At 66.1% G+C, this 21659-nt stretch carries 20 protein-coding genes; 10 read left to right on the top strand and 10 right to left on the bottom strand.

The features are described 5' to 3' along the window. The 4 genes from IBJ82_RS23730 to IBJ82_RS23715 are packed head-to-tail and all read right to left on the bottom strand — an operon-like array spanning nucleotide 1 to nucleotide 4803. Nucleotides 1–1500, bottom strand: a complete 1500-nt coding sequence (locus IBJ82_RS23730; protein WP_194828169.1) for a carboxylesterase family protein — start codon at nucleotides 1498–1500, stop codon at nucleotides 1–3. Further along, entirely contained in the window at nucleotides 1497–2582 is a 1086-nt protein-coding gene (locus IBJ82_RS23725) for an acyl-CoA dehydrogenase family protein (protein ID WP_194828168.1), read from the bottom strand. Before IBJ82_RS23725 ends, IBJ82_RS23730 begins: the two co-directional genes overlap by 4 nt. Before the next feature lie 9 nt (nucleotides 2583–2591). Beyond that, nucleotides 2592–3749, bottom strand: a complete 1158-nt coding sequence (locus IBJ82_RS23720) for an acyl-CoA dehydrogenase family protein (RefSeq protein ID WP_194828167.1) — start codon at nucleotides 3747–3749, stop codon at nucleotides 2592–2594. 28 nt (nucleotides 3750–3777) lie between these two features. Then, on the bottom strand, nucleotides 3778–4803 hold the full coding sequence (locus IBJ82_RS23715) for a phosphotransferase family protein (RefSeq protein ID WP_370585472.1): 1026 nt from the start codon (nucleotides 4801–4803) through the stop codon (nucleotides 3778–3780). Between the two features lie 189 nt (nucleotides 4804–4992). Here IBJ82_RS23715 and IBJ82_RS23710 point away from each other — a divergent pair, with 189 nt between their 5' ends. The 5 genes from IBJ82_RS23710 (at nucleotide 4993) to IBJ82_RS23690 (ending at nucleotide 9668) form a co-directional block, all read left to right on the top strand. After that, entirely contained in the window at nucleotides 4993–5976 is a 984-nt protein-coding gene (locus IBJ82_RS23710) for an alpha/beta fold hydrolase (RefSeq protein WP_228537566.1), read from the top strand. Nucleotides 5977–5993: 17 nt separating this feature from the next. Then, the gene (locus IBJ82_RS23705) at nucleotides 5994–7316 is read left to right on the top strand and encodes a QsdR family transcriptional regulator (RefSeq protein WP_194828165.1); all 1323 of its coding nucleotides are present in this window, start codon (nucleotides 5994–5996) and stop codon (nucleotides 7314–7316) included. 107 nt (nucleotides 7317–7423) lie between these two features. Continuing rightward, entirely contained in the window at nucleotides 7424–8035 is a 612-nt protein-coding gene (locus IBJ82_RS23700; protein ID WP_194828164.1) for an RDD family protein, read from the top strand. 74 nt (nucleotides 8036–8109) lie between these two features. Then, nucleotides 8110–9141: a MauE/DoxX family redox-associated membrane protein gene (locus IBJ82_RS23695; protein WP_228537565.1), complete on the top strand. Its 1032-nt coding sequence runs from the start codon at nucleotides 8110–8112 to the stop codon at nucleotides 9139–9141. A 176-nt stretch (nucleotides 9142–9317) separates the two neighbouring features. Beyond that, nucleotides 9318–9668, top strand: a complete 351-nt coding sequence (locus IBJ82_RS23690; RefSeq protein ID WP_194828162.1) for a calmodulin — start codon at nucleotides 9318–9320, stop codon at nucleotides 9666–9668. Nucleotides 9669–9749: 81 nt separating this feature from the next. On the opposite strand, the gene IBJ82_RS23685 is transcribed toward IBJ82_RS23690, so the two are convergent. Next, nucleotides 9750–11294 carry an MFS transporter gene (locus IBJ82_RS23685; protein WP_194828161.1) on the bottom strand — a complete coding sequence of 515 codons (1545 nt, stop codon included), beginning with the start codon at nucleotides 11292–11294 and terminating at the stop codon, nucleotides 9750–9752. 287 nt (nucleotides 11295–11581) lie between these two features. Between IBJ82_RS23685 and IBJ82_RS23680 the strand changes: the two genes are divergently transcribed. Continuing rightward, entirely contained in the window at nucleotides 11582–12634 is a 1053-nt protein-coding gene (locus tag IBJ82_RS23680) for a glutathione S-transferase family protein (protein WP_228537564.1), read from the top strand. A 112-nt stretch (nucleotides 12635–12746) separates the two neighbouring features. Continuing rightward, the gene (locus tag IBJ82_RS23675) at nucleotides 12747–13784 is read left to right on the top strand and encodes a hypothetical protein (protein WP_194828159.1); all 1038 of its coding nucleotides are present in this window, start codon (nucleotides 12747–12749) and stop codon (nucleotides 13782–13784) included. Nucleotides 13785–13787: 3 nt separating this feature from the next. Here the strand turns inward: IBJ82_RS23675 and IBJ82_RS23670 are convergent, their stop codons facing one another. Genes IBJ82_RS23670 through fdxA form a run of 4 tightly spaced genes read right to left on the bottom strand, consistent with a single transcriptional unit; the run spans nucleotide 13788 to nucleotide 16178 of the window. Beyond that, a complete protein-coding gene (locus IBJ82_RS23670; protein ID WP_194828158.1) occupies nucleotides 13788–14162 on the bottom strand; it encodes a hypothetical protein in 375 nt (124 codons plus the stop codon). 3 nt (nucleotides 14163–14165) lie between these two features. After that, on the bottom strand, nucleotides 14166–14822 hold the full coding sequence (locus tag IBJ82_RS23665; protein ID WP_194828157.1) for a hypothetical protein: 657 nt from the start codon (nucleotides 14820–14822) through the stop codon (nucleotides 14166–14168). Between the two features lie 40 nt (nucleotides 14823–14862). After that, nucleotides 14863–15783, bottom strand: a complete 921-nt coding sequence (locus IBJ82_RS23660; RefSeq protein WP_228537563.1) for a D-alanyl-D-alanine carboxypeptidase family protein — start codon at nucleotides 15781–15783, stop codon at nucleotides 14863–14865. Between the two features lie 59 nt (nucleotides 15784–15842). After that, nucleotides 15843–16178: a ferredoxin gene (gene fdxA / locus IBJ82_RS23655; protein WP_194828156.1), complete on the bottom strand. Its 336-nt coding sequence runs from the start codon at nucleotides 16176–16178 to the stop codon at nucleotides 15843–15845. 108 nt (nucleotides 16179–16286) lie between these two features. Between fdxA and IBJ82_RS23650 the strand changes: the two genes are divergently transcribed. Beyond that, complete coding sequence (locus tag IBJ82_RS23650; protein ID WP_194828155.1) at nucleotides 16287–17231, top strand: LysR family transcriptional regulator; 945 nt, start codon at nucleotides 16287–16289, stop codon at nucleotides 17229–17231. Between the two features lie 81 nt (nucleotides 17232–17312). Here the strand turns inward: IBJ82_RS23650 and rph are convergent, their stop codons facing one another. Next, entirely contained in the window at nucleotides 17313–19919 is a 2607-nt protein-coding gene (gene rph / locus IBJ82_RS23645) for a rifamycin-inactivating phosphotransferase (protein ID WP_194828154.1), read from the bottom strand. Nucleotides 19920–20263: 344 nt separating this feature from the next. Between rph and IBJ82_RS23640 the strand changes: the two genes are divergently transcribed. Further along, nucleotides 20264–20560, top strand: a complete 297-nt coding sequence (locus IBJ82_RS23640) for a hypothetical protein (protein ID WP_194828153.1) — start codon at nucleotides 20264–20266, stop codon at nucleotides 20558–20560. Between the two features lie 129 nt (nucleotides 20561–20689). Continuing rightward, entirely contained in the window at nucleotides 20690–21622 is a 933-nt protein-coding gene (locus tag IBJ82_RS23635) for a fatty acid desaturase (RefSeq protein ID WP_194828152.1), read from the top strand. The last annotated feature ends 37 nt before the right edge of the window (nucleotides 21623–21659 follow it).

The following is a 21659-nucleotide window of genomic DNA, read 5'->3' as shown; positions in this document are numbered from 1 at the left end:
TCAGTCCTGTCGTCCTGGGTGGCGCGCCGCGTTTTCCTCGGCACGCGGATTGCCGACCAGTTCCGAGGAGGGCTCGTCGAAGGTCATAACCAGCTTGTCCTCGGCGTAGCGGGGCCAGCCCGGGTCACCATCGGTGGCGAAACCGATCCAGGCCGAGTGCATTTCGTCGGCGATCCGCTGTGGCGGATTCGGGCCGGTGAGCCTGGTTGCCGCGGCCAAGGTGTCGAAGACGAACGGCACCTCGAGTCCGTGTATCGCACCCAGATCCGCGCGCCGCCACCCGAACTCGTACAGGAACGCCGGGGTGTCGACAGCGCTCTGCGATTCGACGAGTTCTCTGGTGGGACCACGGAATACCGCGTCGGTCACCATCGCCGCGAACAGGTCGCCCGCGGTCGCCTCGGGACGGTTGGCGGCATACGGCCTGATCGATGAAGCGCCGATGCCGAACCGTGCGAGCGCGAACGGTAGTGCGTCGGCGGTGATCGCGTCCCCGAGTCCGGTCGGCACCCTGAACAGCCGGAACTCCTCGGTGGTGCAGCCCGCGAGCAGGGCGATTCCACGGGCGGATCCCGCCGCGATCGCCTCGACGGGTACCGCGGGAAGAACATCGCCGTCCACTACCGGAAAGAAGCTCATGCCGGCACCTGCCACCAGCACCGACTCGCCCCAGCGCGCCGGGTTCGGATCGCGGGCGAAGGCCGCACGGACCGCCTCCTGCGCGGCCAGCAGCGCCGAAGGTGACACTGCCGCGAAGGCTTCCGCGGTCGCGGGCACACCCAACGCCTCAGCGAGTTCGCCACTCAGCGAACGAGCATCGTCGACGGTCGCCGCGACGCCGCCGTTGCCGCTCTGCATGATCGCCCGTGCGAACAGCCCGGTGGCGGCGGGCGAACTCAGCAGCGAGGCGACGCTCATCGCACCCGCTGATTCGCCGAAGACCGTGACATTGTCGGGATCTCCGCCGAACGCCCGCACGTTCTCACGCACCCATGCCAGCGCGAACAGCTGATCGAGCAGGCCGCGATTGGCCGGTGCCCCGTCGAGCACGGCGAAGCCCGCAGCGCCGAGCCGGTAATTGATCGCCACGAGCACCACCCCGTCGCGGGCGAAGGCGGTGCCGTCGTACGCGGGTACCGCGTTGGACCCGTGCACGAACGCACCACCGTGGATCCACACCATGACCGGCAGGCCGCCTCCGCCGGGGTCGGGCGTCCAGATGTTCACGTTCAAGCATTCCGTGCCCGCCACCAGGTATGTGCCCAATATCTGTTCGATAGCGGGCGGGTAAGCGCCTTGCAGGCACGTCGGCCCGAGCGCGTCCGCCTCTCGAATCCCCGTCCAGCCCACGACTGGCGCCGGTGCCCGGAAGCGAGCCCGCCCCACCGGGGCAGCTGCGAAAGGCACACCGAGAAACGCGCTGACACCGTCGACAGTCCGGCCTCGCACCTTGCCGCCGGTGACCGCGACGACCGGTCGCCCGGTGACCGCGGGCTTCACAGGTCGACCATGTCGTACTCGGCGACGCGGTCCATCAGGAATCGCAGATGGTCATCGGAGTTTCCGAGCGTCTGTTCGATGGCGGTGAGCCGCGCGAAGTAACGCGATATCGGGTGTTCCTCGGTCATTCCGATGCCGCCGTGCAGTTGGACAGCCTCTTGGCCGACGAACCGGGCCGATCGCCCGACACGCAGTTTCGCCCGCGAGGCCACCGTCTGGTCGATCAGGCCGTCGGCCAACGCCGTCGAGGCGTAGACGGACATGCCATGGGCGAGCGCAACCGCGATGTGCATGTCGGCCGCACGGTGGGTGAGCGCCTGGAAGCTACGCAAGGGAACGCCGAACTGTCTTCGGGTGCACAGATATTCGGCAGTGATACGCAAGGCCTCGGTCATCGCGCCCACCGCCTCGGCGCACAGCGCGGCCTGGGCCGCGACCTGGGCGGCTTCGATGGCCGAGTCGGCGCCCAGCGCAGCCAACGGCTCGGCGGCGGCCTGTTCGAAGACGATGTCGGCCACGCGCATACCGTCATGGGTGGCACTTCCACGCCTGGTCACGCCCGCGTCGGCGGGGTCGACGAGGAACAGGCCGATACCGTCGGGCCCGGTCGCGCTGACAACGAGTAGGTCCGCTTCGGCGCCGTAGAGAACGGGCGACTTACGCCCGCGCACTCGCCACGAAGTGCCCCGCCGAACCGCAGCCGTAGACAAGCTTCGCAGCGGCCAGCGCGAGCACAGCTCCTCGTGTGCGAACGCGAGCCGCAGGTCCCCCGCCGCGACTTTCGGCAGCAGTTCGCGGCGCTGGGCAGGACTGGCCGCCTCGACCAGCAGACTCCCCGGCAGGTAGGCACAGTCGAGCACCGGGATCCGGGCCGGGCAGGCGCCGAGTTCCGACATCACGATCATCGCCTCGATCGGCCCCGCACCCTGGCCACCGTCGGATTCGGGAAAGGTCAGCCCGAGCAGCCCGAGGTCGGCGAAGGTGGCCCACAGATCATCCGATGCCGCGGGCGCAGGGTCGGCCAGGATGTCGCTCACAGTGTCGCGCAACATCGTTTGTTCCGCGGTCGGTTCGAAATTCATGGTCTGGGCTCACAATCCGAGAATCGTCGAGGCGATGATGCCGCGCTGCACCTCGGTCGATCCTCCGTAGATGGATGTCTTGCGGCAGTTGAGGTAGGCGGCGGTGCTGCGGCCCGCCCATCGGTTGTGGTCCGACAGGAGCGCGCTCGGGCCCGCGACCTCCATCATCAGTTCGGTGGCGGCCTGCTGGAGTTGGCTGCCACGGAGTTTCAGAATCGATGCCGTCTGCGCGGTCCGGTCTTCCTTCGCTCCGGCGATCGCTCCGATCTGGATCAATTCCAGTGCGAGCGTGTCGTTTTCGAGCTCGGTGAGACGCGCGGCGAACAGCGGGTCGTCGAGCAGTGTGCCCTTGCCTACCCTGGTGAGTCGGGCGCGCGCCTTGATCGTGGACAGCCGGACCTTGGTGCGTCCGATCGCGGCCATGCCGGTGCGCTCGTTGCCGAGCAGGTATTTCGCGTAGGTCCAGCCTTGATTCTCCTGTCCGACAAGATGTTCGGCCGGCACTCGGACGTCATCGAGGAACACCTCGTTCACCTCGCGGCTCCCACCGATGAGCTCGATCGGCCGCACCGTGACACCGGCCGCGTCCATCGGGATCAACAACAGCGAGATCCCCGCTTGCTTCTTGGCCGCACCAGGGTCGGTGCGGACGAGGCAGAACATCCAATCCGCGTACTGGGCCATGCTGGTCCAGATCTTCTGTCCGTTGACGACGTAGTCGTTGCCGTCGCGAGTCGCGGTGGTGCGCAGGGAGGCCAGGTCCGAGCCCGCTTCGGGCTCGGAAAACCCCTGGCACCACCAGATGTCGAGGTTGGCGGTGGGTGGCAGGAACCGGGCCTTCTGTTGCTCGGTTCCGAACCGGGCGATGACCGGGCCGATCATGTCGACATTGAAGGTCAGCGGTTCCGGTACCGACGCGAGCGCCATCTCGTCGTGCCAGAGATGGCGTTGAATCGGGGTCCAGTCCCGGCCACCCCACTGTTGCGGCCAGTTCGGCACCGCGATGCGGTTTGCGTCGAGGATGCGCTGGGTGGTGACGAGCGCCTCGCGGCTGAGCTCGCGCCCTTCCCGCACGCCATCGCGGATCTCGGGTGGGATTTCGTTGCGATACAGGGACCGCAGGTGATTGCGGAAGGCGATCTCGTCGCCGGTCAGAGCCAATTGCATTGTCGTTGTTCACTTTCTGCGCTGGTGGTCACATGCCGGTAGCGGTGGCCACCACGTCGGCGAGGTCGACGAGATGGTCGATCTGTTCGGTCGTCGGAGCCCCGGCATGGGTGCTGTTGTCCGGGTTGTCGAGGGTTCGGCGACGCACGCCTTCGGCGATGATCGCCAGCTTCCAGAGCCCGAGCGCGTGCCAGAAGGCCAGTGCCGCGGGATCACGTCCGGCGTGGTCGAGGTATTCGTCGACGAGTTCCTGTCTGCTGGGGAACCCGGGCAGCGTGGTCATCTCGAACCCCGCGACCCCGGGTTCGCCCGGTTCCGTCCAATAGGCGAGCAGACTGCCGAGGTCGGCGAGTGGGTCGCCGAGAGTGCACAACTCCCAGTCCAGGACCGCGGTGATCGAACCGTCGCCGGGCGCGATGATCATGTTGCGCAGGTGGAAGTCGCCGTGCACCAACGTCCGTTCCCGCTGTTCGGGGATCGCCGTGGTCAGCCGATCGGTGAGCTGATCCACCAGCGGGAGATCCCGGGTTCGGGACTGTTCCCATTGCCTGGACCAGCGGCGGATCTGGCGTTCGGCATAGGGGCGATGTCCGGCCAGGTCGGTCAGTCCGGTGGCGGTGAGGTCGACAGCGTGGACCTGCGCGAGTGCGCGGACCAACGCCAATGCGGTGGCACGGCGCTGATGGGGCGTGAGCTCCAGCGCGACGGCCATGTTCTCGATGACCTGACCCTCGACATGCTCGAGCAAGACCATCGGGACACCGTCCTGAGCACCCACCGCGAGAATCTGCGGCACCGGCACATCGGTATCGAACAAGGCACCCATGATCCGCGCCTCGCGGACAACGTCGTGGGCCGAGGCGAGCAGCTCGCCCAGCGGCGGTCGGCGCAGCACCCAGCGGCGGTCGGCGGTGTCGGTGACCAGGAACGTCAAGTTGGAATTGCCCACACCGATGCGAGCGACCTTCACCGGGCCCGCACACCGCAGACCGAGCGAGATCAGCCACTCGCGCAAGTGGACGCGGTCGATGGTCAGTTCGGCAGCACTGCCGATGTTGTGCGTGGATGCCGGGCACACGTCAGACGACTCCTCAAGTGGAACGAATATGAATAGACGTTCCATCAGACCCGCCGTCATGTCAACCGATTTGAAGCAATTACGAGAGTTTTGCTCGATCTGGCTTTACTTGCAGTAACGCAGTGCTAGAACTTGTGGCAGTACAACGATGTCCTAGGAGTGCTCATGTCTTCTCCCGCCCGAACCACCGACCGCCGACGCCCCGGCGTCATGAAACGGCTGATCCTGGCCGCGACACTGGCCGGCGTCGCCGCTGCCGGTGCGCCCGCCACCGCCCAGGCCGCCCCGCAGTACCCCGTCCCGTACGGGCTGATTCCCGGAATCGTCCACTTCGTCGACCGGGCTTCCCCGCCCGGAGCCAACGATTGGAACTGCCGCCCGAGCGCCGAACATCCGGAACCGGTGGTGCTGGTGCACGGCCTCACCGCGACGATGGCCGCCAACTGGACGACCATCGCGCCGCTGCTGGCGAACAACGGCTACTGCGTGTTCGCCCTGAACTACGGCCTCGACCCGGCCGCACCGGCGCCGTTGAACCTGATTCCGGGCACCAAGTCGATGCGGGAATCCTCAGCCCAGGAGCTCGCGCCGTTCGTGGATCGCGTGCTGGCCGCTACCGGGGCGCAGAAGGTCGACCTCGTCGGCCACTCGGAAGGCACCGTGATGCCGCGGTGGTACATCAAGTACCTGGGCGGAGCGGCCAAGGTCGCCAAGTCGGTGAACCTGACCCCGCTCAACGACGGCACCAGAGCCGGCGGTCAGGCGCTGATCGCCCGCGCTCTCGACCTGCTCGGAGTATGGGATGACCTCCAACTCCGTTCCGAGGCATTCGGATTCGGCGCGAGCCTGCAGATGACGAGCGGCTCCGACTACCTCGACGCGGTGAACTCCGGTGACGCCTACCCCGCCGACATCGACTACACCTTCATCATGACCCGCTGGGATCAGGTGGTCGCTCCGCATACCAGCGGCATGGGACCGATCGCCCCGAACGTCACCAATATCGTCGTGCAGGACCAGTGCCCACTGGCGATCTTCGAACATGCCGGCGCCGCCTCGGATCCGGTTGTGGCGCAGCACATTCTCAACGCGCTGGATCCGGCCAACCGCGTGCCGGTCAACTGCTTCGCCCACCCGCGCAACGGCTGACGGTAGTCTGCTGCATCATGACCAGGCCCGATTCGGAGTCGGCCGTCGACCGGCCGCGCCGCCGTTCCACGGCGGTGCGGCCATCCGACGACACGCTGCTCGACGGAGTGCTCTCGGTATTCGCCGCGCACGGCTTCGACAACGTCACCATGGAGCAACTGGCCACCGCGGCCGAAACCTCCAAACCGACGCTGTACGCGCACTTCGGAACCAAGGAGCAGCTCTTCGACGCGTGTGTGCGCCGTGAGGCGGCGAGCCTGCTGGAGTGGATGCGGGAAAGCTACCGGCGCGCACAGGGTTTCGATCTCGACCGGCACATCGCGACGACAACGCGCGCGCTGTTCGACTTCGCCGCCACCCGCGCCGAGGGCTTCCACATCCTCTTCGGCGCTCCGACGGCGGGACGGTCACACGAAGTGCGGACCGCCACGATCCAGTCGGTCGCCGACACCGTCGCCGAACTGATCCGGCACGAATACGGTGGCGCCGACCTGCAATGGGGTGCCAGTGCCGATTTCTGTGCGGCGGCGATCGCCGACATCGGGGTGCGCGGAGTCCAGCAAGCGCTGGCCCAGCACCTCGATTTCACCGCGGCCGCGAACCTGACGGTCTCGATCATCGTCGCGGCGATGCGCCATCTCGATCCGGCCGCCGTGCGCGGGGTCGATGCAGGCTCAGCGCCCCACGCAGAACCATTCCTGCCCGATGAGCCGACCGCGCCTGGCGATGCAGCGCGGCCCCGCGATACCCAGTCAGCTCCGCTCCTGTCCCCCACCGCGCCCCCCAATGATGTGCTCGACACCGCGATCCGCATCTTCCTTCGCGGTGAACGTCTGGAATTACACGCCGTAGCAACGGAACTCGGAATCAGCCGCACCACCATCTACCGCCGATTCGGCACCAGAGAAGACCTGCTCGGCATCGCCATAGCCCGTCAGTTCGAACGCCTGCTCACCGCGATCGACAGCGACTGCGACAGCCGAGGCGCCCACCGCATCTCCGAAGTCTTCGATCGAATACTGCGCCGCCTGGCAGCCGACCCGGCACTGCGCACCTACCTCCAGAACGAATCACCGGCGGCCCTTCGCCTGGTCACGCAGGCCGACGGACCGGTGCACCGCGGCAGCGTCGCACTGGTCGAGCGACTCATCCAGCGCGCCCAAGAACAGGACGGATACCGCCCCCCGATCGACCGAACGACCCTGGCCTTCGCCCTGGTCCGCCTCGGCGAGAGCTTCCTCTACAGCAACGCCGTCGCCGACACCGAAGGCGACATCGACCACCTCCTACAGGTGCAAACGACCCTGCTCGGAGTAGCCGGCCCGGTCGGCGGATCGTGAGTTCGACGCTTCACACCACGCGGAGTCGCTAGCCTTGGTCGGGCGGCCACTGTGAAAGCGCAAGCGGCCGAACAGGATCAACGACCATCGGTTCGCTGTGAGGTCAGATGCCGTATCAAGCCGCTCCGGTCCTTCGCCGACTGGCCGCGAGACTCATCGACCTCGCGGTCTGCTTGGCGCTCACCTTTCTCATCGCCGTGCCGATGAGCCTGCCATTGGTCCTCACTGCGATGGCGATCGGCGAGACGCACGAAAACCTTGTTTACAGCGTCGGTGCCTGGTTGTGCTATTTCGCCGCCTACATCGGGCTCGAGGTCTTCCTCCTGGTTCGCCGCGACGGACAGACGCTCGGCAAAGGCTTACTCGGGCTACAGGTCGTGCCCGCCGATACCTGGGCTCGACCTGGACTCGGCCTGCGTCAGGCAGTCGTCCGGATGCTGATCATCTTCCTGCCGTTCTTCCTCATGTCGGTCTCGGGCGGCAACCCTGACTCGTCGGTGTTGAATGCGTTGGCGCTGAGCGGATTCGGCATATTCGCGGTCAGCTGCGTGCTCGCGATGGTGACCGCGAACGGTCGTCGAGCCGTCCACGATCTGGCGACGGGAACACGGGTGGTTCGGGCCGCGACGCGCAGGGTCGAGGTCAAGAAGGATCTACTGATGGTCCTGCCCGGCCGCGTCGATCTGTCCAAACGACGCCTGGACGGCCCCGCCCGGTAGCACGCGCGAGCCGCGGCGAAAGCTGTTCCAGCAAATCATATTTCAGACCGCTTCGTCTGTGGGATGGTGCCGGAATGCTGATCGAATACGGAGTGTGGGGTTCGCGATTGGTACTGGCTGGGGCCTTCGGACTGTCGACGTGGGGGAAGTTGGCGGACGGGCCCGCGACACGGAAGGCGGTGGCGGATTTCGGGATACCCATCAGGTGGGTTCCCATCGTGGCGATCGGATTACCGGTAGCCGAAGGACTGGTGGCAGCCGGGGTGCTGTTGCCGTGGACGGCGGGGGTAGCGGGTGGCGTGGCGTTGTTGCTGCTCGCCGGATTCACTGCGGCGATCGTGCGGTTGCTGCTGCGGGGTGAGCATCCGAACTGCTCCTGCTTCGGTGCGGCGAGCGCGGGGCCGATCGGGACCGCGACACTGGTGCGCAACGGACTGTTGATGGCACTCGCCGCCCTGGTCACCGTGGGGGCGCTGCGGTATCCGCAGGTCCCGGCGGGTTTGCCCGCCGAGGCCACTGCAGGGCTGGCACTGATCGTGATCTTGGCGGTGGTGCTGCTCTGGACGCTCGGGGAGTTGCGCACGCTAGGTCGGCGGGTCGACGAACAGGCGCTGTCGACGCTCGGGGCCGAGGGTCTGCCGGTCGGTGCGGTGGCACCCGAGTTCGAGTTGCTGGCTGTCGAGGGTGGGCGGATCAGCTTGGAGTCGCTCCTGGCGCCCGGCAAGGCAGTACTGCTGGTGTTCGTCCATCCCGGCTGCGAGATGTGCGCGGCGCTGGCTCGTGAGTTGCCGCGGTGGCAATCGCGGGTCCGGGAGATTCTGACGGTCGTACTGGTCGGCAACGGTGATCTCACCGAACATGCCGCCTGGGGCCGCGCGCAGGAAGTGGGCGACATCGCGGTGCTGGTGCAGCAGGGCAATGAGGCGGCCCTGCGCTACCGGGTTCGGGGTACGCCGTCGGCCGTGTTGATCGGCGCGGACGGGCGGGTCGCGGGCGCTGTCGCGCGCGGTGCGATGGCGGTCCGGGAGTTGATCACCTCGGCGAAGGCGGATTCGGGGCGGCAGTCACCGCGTCGAGACGAACTCGCCTCAGGGACGCGCCGATGAGCACTCCCCCGTTGCCCCGTTTCGCGGACAGAAACCGACTGCTTCCCTAAACCTGTTGTTTGCCAACAGCTTTCATCCGCAAATGCGCTCACGCGCGCTCGATTCGGCCGATACACTCGGCGTCGCAACACGCTCGACTCCCGCTCTCTCGAACGTATCGACAAAGGGGAAATGTCATGGCGCTCTTTGCATTCACCGACTACAGCGGAAAAGAATTCATTTTCCAGCTCAACAACGAACAGCGGATCTCCGAGGCACGTCGGATCCTCTCCGGCGAGGAAACGATGTCCACCCACGTCATGGGCAAGCTCCGCAAGACCAAGCAGAGCTACAACCCGGAGTGGAACTTCCACCTCGACCCCGACACCATCACGTTCTTCACCATGGCGATCGAGGTCTGCGATTCGAGCATCCAGTACACCGAGGACTACCTCGACGAGGCGTGCGGCGCCTTCCTTCCCGGATGTTTCTGGTGCCCCTGGTCCTCACGACTGACTCGTGAAGTGACAGCCTCGGTCAGCGCCTGAAGCTGGTTCCGGCCGACGCACTGAGCGTCGGCCGGAACCGCTCGGAACAGCCTCTGCGGGTAGGCAATTCGTGCCGATGAATCAGGTGATGTCCGCACGGTGACGTGCCGCGTCGATGGCGGTGAATGCCGCGGCGGCGAGAATCATCAGCGCCGAAACGAGCAGCGCCACGTCGAGTCCGTGATGGAAGGCCGCCTTGCCCGCGTTGAGCACCTCGGAAACCTTCGACAGGTACTTCAGGTACGGGCCGATGTCGACGCCCTCAGGAATCTTCCCGAGTTCCACCGCTTGGATGGCGTCGGGCTGCAGCGAGGTCGGCAAACCCAGTTCGTTCATCCGCGCCTTCAGGTCCGAGGACAGGAATCCGCTCACCAGCGCGCCGAGGACCGCGACACCGAACGCCGAGCCGACCTGGCGCATCGTATTGGTCACCGCGGCAGCCATTCCCGAGTGTTCGGCCGGAACGCCCGACATCACGGCCGACGTCAACGGCACCACCGCGATCCCGAAGCCGAAGCCCGCCACCGCCATCGCGGCCGACAGCGACGGATCGTGGATTTCCCCGGACAGCATGTGGCGAGTCAGCAAGATCCCGCCCGCGCCGATCACACAGCCGAGAATCATCGGGGTCAGCGCACCTCGCCTCGCTACCCAAAGTCCCGCGAGCAGCGAACCGATCACAATCGCGGCGGCCATCGGCGCGAAGACCGTGGCCGTGCGCGCACCCGAATACGACTGCATCACTTGCAGATACAGCGCGGTGAAGAAGAAGATCGAGAAGATGCCGAAATAGACGGCGAAGGCCACGAGCAATGCGCTGCGCACGGCAGGAAAGCGCAGGTAGTGCAGGTCGAGCATGGGTGCGCGCGCTCGTGTTTCGACGGCGATGAACCCGACGAACGCGAGCGCACCTATCGCGAAGAACGCGAGCACCGACGGCGAGGTGTAGCCCCGATCCTGACCGGAGATCGCGGCGTAGATCACCGACCCGAACGCTGTCGCGCCGAGCACCGCGCCGGCCCAGTCGATGGGATCCGGACTCGGGTCGGCGCTTTCCGGCACCGACCACAACGCGACGACGAGCGCCACCGCCGCGATCACGAGGTTGAACCAGAAGATCGAGCGCCACCCGTAGGCGTGGACCAGCACGCCGCCCAGCACCGGTCCCGCCGCCAACGCCAGCCCCGATACCGCCGCCCACACACCGATCGCCTTGGCGCGAGCCCGATCGTCCGGAAAGACATGGCGGAGCACCGACAGCGTTCCCGGTTCCGACGCCGCGGCGCCCAGTCCCATGATCGCGCGGCCCGCGATGAGCACCGCGACACTGCTCGCGAGCGCGGAGACCACCGAACCGGCGCAGAAGATCACCAAACCGACGATCATCACCCGCTTGCGTCCCCACCGGTCCCCCAGCGAGCCACCCGCCAACATCAACCCGGCGAACACCACGGTGTAGGCGTTGACCACCCACTGCAACATCGTCACGTCGGCACTCAGATCGCGCCGGATGTCCCCCAGCGCCACACTCACGACCGTGGTGTCGAGGAACGTCACGAACACCACTACAGCGACTGCGGTCAGAGCGATGCGTGGTCGCGCCGCCCCGCCCGGCGCTTTGCCCATCGGTATCACGGGCCACAGGTTACTGGCGGGTTCCTCCGCATGCGAGCCGGACGTCGGTCACGTCCTCGGCAGGACCGATCACGATCACGAACCGAGTTTGCCGCGACGCCAGAAGAATCCCCTATGCCACCTGCCGACTTCTCGTCTTCGTCCCGCGCACTTTCCGGACCTACCGTGCGGCAGTTCGATGAGGTACGCACCGCGATTTCCCCCAGAGTTCGCGCCATGAACACGTCGGCCGTCGAGCGGAGCACGACCGCACAAGAACGCAGTCGCTGTCGCGGACAATGGTCGACTCGCCCAGCGCGTGGGTGTGCGAGACTGGGACGGTGAGCGATGCCGATGCGGGCACCTACGTCGAGGCGGGCGAGTTTCGTCGCGACACCAACTACATCACCACGCGGATCACCGCCGACGGAGGTGATGGATACCCCGTCGAAGCAGGCCGCTATCGACTCGTGGCGGCCAGGGCCTGTCCGTGGGCAAATCGCACGCTGATCGTGCGGCGGCTGCTCGGGCTCGAACCGGTGCTGTCACTGGGCCTGTGTGGGCCCACCCACGACAAGCTCAGCTGGACCTTCGATCTGGATCCGGGCGAAATCGATCCGGTCCTCGGGATCCACCACCTGCGCGACGCCTATCTGGCCCGGTTCCCGGACTATCCGCGTGGGATCACCGTGCCCGCCGTCGTCGAGATCGCGACCGGGCAGGTCGTCACCAACGACTACGCACAGATGACCCTCGACTTCTCCACCGAATGGACCGCGTATCACCGGCCGGGCGCACCGCAATTGTATCCCGAACCGCTGCGCGCGCAGATCGACGAGATCAACCGGGACGTGTTCCGCGACATCAACAATGGCGTCTACCGCTGTGGCTTCGCCGGCGATCAGGACGCCTACGACGCCGCCTACGCTCGACTCTTCGCCGCCCTCGACCGGATTGCCGATCGACTGAGCACTCAGCGCTACCTGGTCGGTGACACGATCACCGAGGCCGACGTGCGACTGTTCACCACGCTGGCCCGTTTCGATCCCGTCTATCACGGCCATTTCAAGTGCAACCGCACCAAACTCAGCGAGATGCCGGTGCTGTGGGCGTATGCCCGCGACCTGTTCCAGACCCCCGGCTTCGGTGACACCATCGACTTCGGGCAGATCAAGGAGCACTACTACGTGGTGCACCGCGATATCAATCCCACCGGAATCGTCCCCGCGGGACCGGACCTGTCGAACTGGCTCACCCCGCACCATCGCGAGGAGCTGGGTGGGCGCCCCTTCGGTGACGGCACCCCGCCGCCTGCGCCGGTGCCCGCTGAGCAGGTACCCGCGATCGGCTGAGACCTTCACCGGCAGAAGGTCCGGATAGTCAAGCGCGGCAACAGCTTCCGAAGGCCGATGCGCAATCTTCGGGACGGCTTCGTGTCGGTGGTCATCGTTAACGTGCTCGGGTATGGACACCATGCCCGATGGACGTTTCGCCGACTTGCTGACGCAGTTGCGTGCGAGCGACTTCCGCACGTTCGTCCGAGCCGACGTCGAACACGTGTGCCGCACCGCGGGATGGACGCTGCTCAGCGACGGCGCGGTCGACATCCCGCACACGCCCTCCGGTGGCCGAATCCGCGACGACCACGATCCGTATGGCGAGAGCGAGCAGCGGATGCAGCTGTCCATCGCTGTCGCGACGATCGAGGCAGAACAGTTCCGCCGCTACCTGGACCTCGCGGTGGCGACGTGGGGTCCGCCCACCTGGTTCGGCGGTCTGTCGGATCTCGATGTCGGCTGGGTCGACGGCGAAAGCCTGCGCACGCTCGAGCTCTCCGATTGGGGAGGCTTGTCCGTGCGGGTCGAGTCCACCGACTCCGACGCCAACAGCAGGTGGTGGCACTGGAAGACCCAGTACCACTACCCCGAATTCGTCGACGCGGACGACCGGATTCCGACCGACGAGCACGATATCGAGTACAACAGCGCCGACGATTACGAGGTCAGCTCCACGTGGTCCGCCTCGCCGACCGGTTCGGGCGGCCGCGGCGCCGAGATCTGGAGCGTCTACACCCTCGGCCACTTGCGTGGCCTACTGACCGATTTGCTGCGCAGCGTTCACCTCGCCATGCGCGCACTCGGCCCCGGCCCCGAACCCCTCGTGCTGCACTTCTTCGACCGCGACAAGACACCGGACCGCTACGCCCAACTCGAGTTGTCCCCGACCGAGATCCGCCTCCGCGCCTTCACCACCGAATCCACCCGCCCACACCTCGACGAGCTCGGCTTCGTGGACTGTGGCGACGGCAGCTCCACGCGGATGTGGCCGACCGAACGCGACCAGGCACGAGCCGCCGCCACCGTCACCACGGTCTTCCTGCACCGAATCGGCCTCGGCACCGAGAAGCTGACGATGACCGAGTCGGGCAATCCACTGTCTATCGGCAACTTCTCGGTGGATCTGCAGGTCGATCTCGAAGACGACGACGAAGATCTGAGTTGACTGTCAGCTGTCCTGCACGCGCTCGAATGGCCCGTCCGATCGGTCGGGTCGGTGCCCGAGGCGGCCGAGCAGCGCGGTGAGCAGGAGCAGGGCTCCCAAGATCACGACGTGTGCGGCGAAGAGCACCAGCATCGGTAGTGCGAAGCCCTCGTCGGTGAGGACGCCGCGGTCACTGACGCAGTACAGCGTGTAGTTGGTCGAGGTTCCTTCGGAGTCGTGGAAGGTGTCGGACACGACCACGGGCTCGGTGGCCGGAGACGAACAGAACAGCGGTGCGGTGAGTTTCGCTTCGCCCGGCCAGACGGCGACGGCAACAATAATCGTCAGAAAAGCGGCGGCGCTGACGAGGGAAATCGCTGCTACCAGTATGCGTCGCATGCGCTACACCTGCTGTGCTCGGAGGAAGGTGCCGGTGCGGTCGAATTCGACGACCATCTCCGAGCGCGGCGACAAGACGTTGGCGACGATGCGGATCTCGCGGCCGAAACGACACACCACGATGATGGTGACCTGGCCGTCGGGCAGCTCGCTGCGGGCGAGGGCAGTGTCGACGATCTCTTCTACGCGCGACAGCCCGGGCACCTCGGTGACGGTGAAATCCTCGCCGTCGAGGTCGTCGAAGGCGGAAACCCGGACCGGGCGTGGTGCGCTCAATTCCCCGAGGGTGAAGGAATAGTCGTCGAGTTGCCGCGAACGATCAGGTGGCCGAACACGCAGGCGGACGGTGGGCGCCCGGGCGGCCAGCACTACGTCGTCGGCCATGAACCGCGATATCTGGGCGGGTTGATCGTTCAAGGTCAGGCGGAACTGGGTCGAGTTCGGCGGAGTGAGGATGATGAGGTTCGCTTCGACGTCGGTGGCGCCGGTTCGCTGGATGAGCGCCGCGATGGCCTCCTGCGGCAACGCACTCACCAAACCGCCGCCGCGCGATCGGAGCTGATCCTCGAAATCGGCCCGGTCCACCGCGCCCACGCAGCCACTGGTACTGCCGAGCACGATCAGGCAAACGAGGACCCGAAACCATCTGCCACCGCGCACATCCCGAATGCTAGGCGTTGCGCTCGGATCGCGCCGGTTGTCAGCCTCCGATCGGCTGCAGAACTCGCAGGATCGGGTCGTAGGCCCAGTTCAGCATGCGCTCGGCGTCCTGCCTGGCCGCTGCGCTGCTGTGGTCCGAGCTGTGCAGCACCACACCGATCAGCGGGATGCCCGCACGAACCGTCTCGAACATCAAGCAGTGACCCGCGGCGTCGGTGTTGCCGGTCTTGATCCCGATGGTGCCGGGATATTCGTCGAGCATGCGGTTCGTGGTTTCCCAGTGGTGCTCACGGTTGGCAGGACCGGCCGGAACGTGAAAGTTCCTCGCACCGACGATCTCCCGGAACAGCGGCAGGTTCATCGCCCGCACACCCAGCGCCACGAGATTTGCCGGTGTCGAATAGGTGGAGTGGTCAGTGGGATACGGCATGCCGGCCGGGTCGCTGAAATGTGTTCCCGCCAAACCCATGACCCGCGCGGTGTCGTTCATCCTGGCCAGGAAACCGCCCTGACCGGGCCCGAACGACTCGGCGACGGTGTAGGCCGCGTCGCAGCCGGACGGCAGCAGCAGCGCGTACAGCAGTTGGCGCGCGGTGAGCACCTCGCCGGCAACCAACCCCGCGGTGCTGCCGTTCTCCCTGGCGCAGTAGGCCCCGGCTTCCTGCGGCACCGTCACCGGCCGTTCCAGGTCACCGCTGAGGATCACGACCACCGCCGTCATCACCTTCGCGATACTGGCGATCGGGACCGGGGTGTTCGCCTCGCGCGACCACACCACCATCCCGGTGAGCCCTTCCGCCAACGCCGCACCCGACGCGTGCACACCGTCCGGCCCCGCGGCCGGCCACGGCAGCAGACTGTCAGCACTCCCGGAGGGTGCGGCATCGGCAACACCGTGACCAGCCACGACGATCAGAACTCCGGCAGTGACGGCGTGCACCATCTTGGCGAATGTCCGCATAGCGACATTCTGGCGTACATCTACGCCGACCTGCGGGATTTACCGCCTCGATTCGAGAACTACGCCTCGAACGCCTGCACAAAGGCCGTATCGACGCCGAGGACACCGACCGATGTCGCGCCGCCCGGCTGACCGAGTGGCTCGACTCTCCCGGGCAGCGGTTCGTGGAAGAAGCGGGCGTTTTCGGTGATGAACTGTTCTTGGCCCGGCGGCAGATCGTCTTCGTAGTAGATGGCTTCGACCGGGCAGGCAGGTTCGCACGCGCCGCAGTCGATGCACTCGTCGGGTTGGATGTAGGCCATCCGATCGCCGATGAAGATGCAGTCGATCGGGCACTCCTCGATGCAGGCCCGATCCAGGATGTCCACGCAGGCGGCGCCGATCACAAACGTCACGTTGTTCTCCTCAGCTGTGCTGAACCGCGACTTGCGGTACTGCTGATCCTCGTGCGAGCGCCCACCGCCGAGTAGCCCCCGATTTCCACCACCTCGTAAGGTTTCCTTATGAGCTTGCCGCCGGGGACTCCTGATCTGGAGGTCCTCGATCTGCTGGTGTCGGTGGCCGAACTGGGCAGCCTCGGCGCCGCCGCGCGCCGACACGGCATCAGCCAACCCGCGGTCGGCATGCGCATCAGCGCGTTGGAACGGCGACTGCATCTGCGGCTGCTCGATCGCGGACCCACCGGTTCGGCCTTGACCGATGCCGGTTCGGCCGTGGTCGAACTGGGTCGGCCGGTGCTGGCCGCGAGCCGTGCCTTGATGGACGGCGTCGCGAACCTGCACCGCGAGCTGTCACCGCAACTGCATGTGATCGCCTCGAAGACCATTGCCGACCACCGGATCCCGCAGTGGCTGGCGGCCTTGCGCAAGCTTCGACCCGAGCTCGCCGTCGAACTGGATGTGGCGAATTCTCACCAGGTGACCACGGCGGTTCGCGATCGCGAAGTCGCGCTCGGGTTCGTCGAGGGACCGCAGGCGCCCTCGGGATTGGGTAGCCGGGTACTCGTGGCCGACGAGCTCGTTGTCGTTGTCGCGCCGACCCAACCGTGGGCTACTCGCGGTAGGCCGGTGAGCCCACGCGAGCTCGCCGATACGCCACTGGTGTGGCGCGAGAAGGGTTCCGGAACCAGGGACACGGTCTGGGCGGCACTCGAGATTCACGGCACCCCCGCACGACCCGCCGCCGAACTCGGTTCCGCCGCGGCGATTCTCGCGACCACCCGCAGCGGCCTCGCTCCCGCGGTCGTCAGCCGTCTGATCGTTGCCCACGAACTACGTGCGGGCACCCTGCACGAGGTGGACCTGGCCGACTCGATAGTCCTGACGCGGAAATTCCGCGCCATCTGGCACCGCCGCACCCCACCCACCGGCCCCGCGGCCGATCTGGTCGAGCTCGCCGCCCGCATCGAATCAGCCCGCCCGACAGCACGACGATCGCCGAGCAACTGATCGCTGCCACACCGCGTTCACCATCCTTCCAAGGTCCCAGCAATCGATATGTCGGCCGTCGGCCCGGCCCGAAACCGTTGACTACGGCTGCGACAGGATCTCGACGTAGCCGTCGGTGCCGTTCACCCGGATACGCTGCCCGTCGCGGATCAGCTCGGTGGCATGTTCCACGCCGACCACGGCGGGCAGGCCGTATTCGCGGGCGATCACGGCACCGTGGGTCATCAGGCCGCCCACCTCGGTGACCAGCCCTGCGATCCCGACGAACAGTGGGGTCCAGCTCGGATCGGTGTAGGCGGTGACCAGGATGTCGCCCGAATCGAGGTCGGCCTGCGCGATGTCGGAGATCACGCGGGCGCGGCCTTCGATCGTCCCGGCCGAGACCGCCAAGCCGGGCAGCGCGTCGGTGGGCAGGTCCTCGCGTCGATACGCGCCGGTGAGCGCTTCTCCGTCGGAGGTGAGCACGCGCGGCGCGGTGAGCGACTGGTAGGAGCGAAACGCGTCTTTTCGTGCGTCGACGAGTTTCTGATCGGCTCGGTGCGTGCGAACCACCTCGTGCAGCTCGTCGAATCTCAGGAAGAAGATGTCGTCGGACTCGCGAACCACACCGGACTCCACCAGCTGTTCGGCCTCGCGCAGCAGTGCCTGCTTGTAGACGAAGTAGCGACTGACCATGCCGTACTTCGGGTACTCCCGATAGCCGGAGAAGGTGCGCACGCGCTCGATCATCTGCTCGGTCTCGACGGCTTTCTGCTCCCCATCGGGGAGAGCCCGTAGTCGTTGCAGAATCTGTTGTTGCTTCTGCTGCGCATCGCGTAGGCCGTCCTCGAAGCGCTGCCTACCCGCGCCGGGCCCGAAGTTTTTGATATTGCCGAGGATTGTCGACACCAACGTGGCAGGGCTCTCGCTCCATCGCGGCCTGGTGATGTCGATTTCGCCGGCGCAGCGCATGCCGTACTCGACGAGGAAGTCCTCGATCGTGGCTCTCGTTTCGTCGCCGCCCGGGTAATCGGCCAGACCGACCAGGAAGTCGTCGTCCTCGATCCGCTCCAGGTACGCCACTACCTCCGGGTGCGGTCGGATCACATCGGCGACGTCCAGCAGCGCCAGACCCATTTCCGATGTCACGTTCCCGGGAACCGACTGGGTGAGGGCATCGGCGGCGTTCTTCTCGCCCAGCCATTCTCGCAGCCGATCGTTGAGCCACTCCGTGGCGTCCATCGCGGCCATGATCACCTGTAAACCTTGGGGCGCGAACAGGACCCGGCGCAGTTCCGCCTGGATATCGGATCGGATGAAGTCGAGCAGCGCCGGTCCGGACAGGTTTCCGATCTCGCCTTTCAACGCCGTGAGAGAAGCCTCGCTCTCCGCGATCAGTTCGGTGACGATGTCAGGATCGGTCTCGACCGGGTCGGCAGCGATGCCGAACGGGGCGGCTGGTGCGCCGGAATCCTCCTCTGGCACTTGACGAACGAAATCACCGCGCTCCAGCACTGTCCGCAGCGCGTCGCCCATCAACGGGTCGGATTTACCGAGGCCCGCTACCAAGGCGGCGCCTTTCGTGGGTGCGGACATCATCGCGGTGACGTCGACGAACAAGCGGCCGCCCGCGTCGCGCATCGGCGCATTGCTCGTCAGCTGCCACACCGAGATCCCCAGCGGCTTCATCGCATCGGTCATCATCTGCTGATGGCCGACCGACACATAGACGTGGTTCTCCCCGTCGGCGGCGACGGGGATCGGGAACAGGGTGGTGATCGGCCTGCTCTGCACGATCCGAAAACCATCACCGTCCGAACACCATTCGATGTCCTGGGGGCTGCCGAAATGTGCTTCGACGCGGCGGCCGAGATGTGCGAGGCGCAGCACCTCGTCATCGGAGAGCACCGGCTCGTTTCGGCGCTCCCGCGCGATCTCGCTGACCTGTGTTCCGCCCGTCGGCACCGGCTCTACGGCGATCTTCTTGGTGGCGATCGCCTTGCCGGTGATGCGGTCGTCGCGAATTTGGTAGACGTCGGCGTTGACGAGACCTGATACGAGAGCCTCGCCGAGACCGAAACCGGCGTCGATGGACACCACGGTCCGGTCGGAGGTGACAGGATCGGCCGTCATCAGAATGCCGGCGGCCCGCGCGAACACCATCCGCTGCACGACGACGCTCATCTGAATCTTCTTCTGGTCGAAGCCGTTTCGGAGTCGATAGGTGACGGCCCGCTCGGTGAACAGCGAAGCCCAGCACCGGCGCACGTGCTCGAGGATCGCCTCCGCTCCCACGACATTGAGAAAGGTGTCCTGCTGACCGGCGAACGACGCGGTGGGCAGGTCCTCGGCCGTCGCACTGGACCGCACGGCATAGGCGCCGTCGATTCCGAGGCGAGCATGCGCGGCGAGGATCGCGTCCGCTATCTCCTCGGGAACGACCAACTCCTCGACCGTGCGTCGCAACTGTTCGCTCAGCACGGAAATCGTCGCCCGATCCCCCGGCTCGAGGCGCGACAACTCGTCGAGCCGATCGTCGAGCGACGACGCCCCCGCCACCATGCGCGCGAAGGCCTCCGTCGTCACACAGAAGCCGTCCGGTACCTCGACACCGTCGATTCGCGACAACTCACCGAGGTTCGCACCCTTACCGCCGACGATCGAGACCTGCGTCCGATCGACCTCGTCGAACCCGAGTACATAGGCCATCTCGCTACTCCTCACCTGGTGGTTTCGGTCTTTCGCGAGCGATTATGGACCAAGAATTAAGGCCTCATGAGGGCCCGGAATCGTGTATACAGTAGAAGGGGAAACAACGACGGGCGCTCGTACGCCTGGCTCCGGCTGCACATCCGCCGACCATCCCGACTTCGTCCTCTTCCTGTTGCCCATCGATTGCGGATGCCGAAATTTTCACCTCGAGCGCCGATCCGGGCCGTCTGCGACCTCGAATACCTGACAGATCAGCGAGTACGCAGCATTCCGTCATCGGACGCACACGACGCGGTGTCGACCGCTCCAGCCGCAATACCGGCTTTGCCCGTGAGGACAACATGGTCAACGAGAACCCGCTCGACGCCCCGCCTACCCAGGCCACGGCCGATTCCGGCGCTCCAGCCGAGTCCGGCCCACCGTCGTGGGCAGCGCCCGCCCTGCTCGTCTCGATACTGATGCTCGGCCTCGACCTGCTGGCTCTGATTCCGCTCGGCGCCTGGATGCGCGACTACGGCATCGGCCTGATCGGCACGATCTATCTGGTCCACGTGCTGGCATCGACCGCAGTGGCCGCATGGACCCTCAGCTGGTTCCCGCTCCTGCTGGATATCGAACCCGATCAGCAGAGCTCCTAGCACTCCGGTGACGCCGGTGCATCCGCGCTGAATTGTGGGCGAACACCAGGTTCGCGGGCCTGTCACGCATCCGGTGGGTGACAGGATGAGGGCGGAGTTTGCCTGATCTACCCGAAGCGACGCTGCAGCATGACTCGAACTCGCACCCCGCGCCCCTCCGATCTGCCGCGAACGGTCGGCGGCGACCTGGTGAATGTCGGACTCCTCGTGCTGGCGTTGACAATCGGCGCCACCCAGCTGTTCGTCCTCCCGCTGGTACTGCTTCCGCGAAACCCCGCGTGGGGCTGGATCTTGGTACCGCTCACGCTGACCACCACCCCGTTCTGGTCACTGATCCACGAGTCCATTCACGGGTCGCTGCTGAGTAGCCGGACACGCAACGACCGGATGGGACGAATTCTGGCGGTGGTGTACGGGTCGCCGTTCGCGATGCTGAAAGTCGGCCACCTGCTGCACCATCGCTACAGCCGGGTCCGTGAACGCAGCGAGGTCTACGATCCGACGAAATCCAGCAGACAGGCTGCGGTGCTGCTGTTCTATCTGAAGTTGTTCGGGGGTCTGTATTTGTTGGAAGTGATGGCGTTGCTCCTCGCGCCGATGCCCGAGCGTGCCATTCGGGCGCTGGGACGCTGGGTTGATGCACCGGATTCGGTCGGCGGTCTTGTGCTCGAACGCATCGCTCAGCCGGTGGTTCTGGGACGGCTGCGCACCGACGCCGCCGCGATCGTCGTCGTCCACACCGCCGCATTCCTCGCCTACGGTGCACACGGCTGGATGCTGCTCGCCGCGATCGGATGTCGCGCGCTGATCATCTCGCTGTCGGACAACGCCTACCACTACGGTACCGATCTCGAATTACCCAGAGCCGCAATGAATCTGCGGCTCCCCCGTGGGCTCGAATGTTTCGCGCTCAGCTTCAACCTGCACGACGTGCACCATCGGCACCCCGGGCTGCGCTGGTACGAACTGCGCTCCCGGTTCGACGTCGAGGGCGGGCGCTACCACCTCGGCTGGTTCAGCGCCGTGGCCCGCCAACTTCGCGGGCCGATCGAACTGACCTGAATTCGCGCGACCCCGCCGGGCCGGGTGAGGCACCATG

Origin of the sequence: Nocardia sp. XZ_19_231 (assembly GCF_015355705.1) — a bacterium.
In the GTDB taxonomy this organism is placed as follows: domain Bacteria; phylum Actinomycetota; class Actinomycetes; order Mycobacteriales; family Mycobacteriaceae; genus Nocardia; species Nocardia salmonicida.
This window is presented reverse-complemented; position numbering and strand designations above follow the sequence as displayed.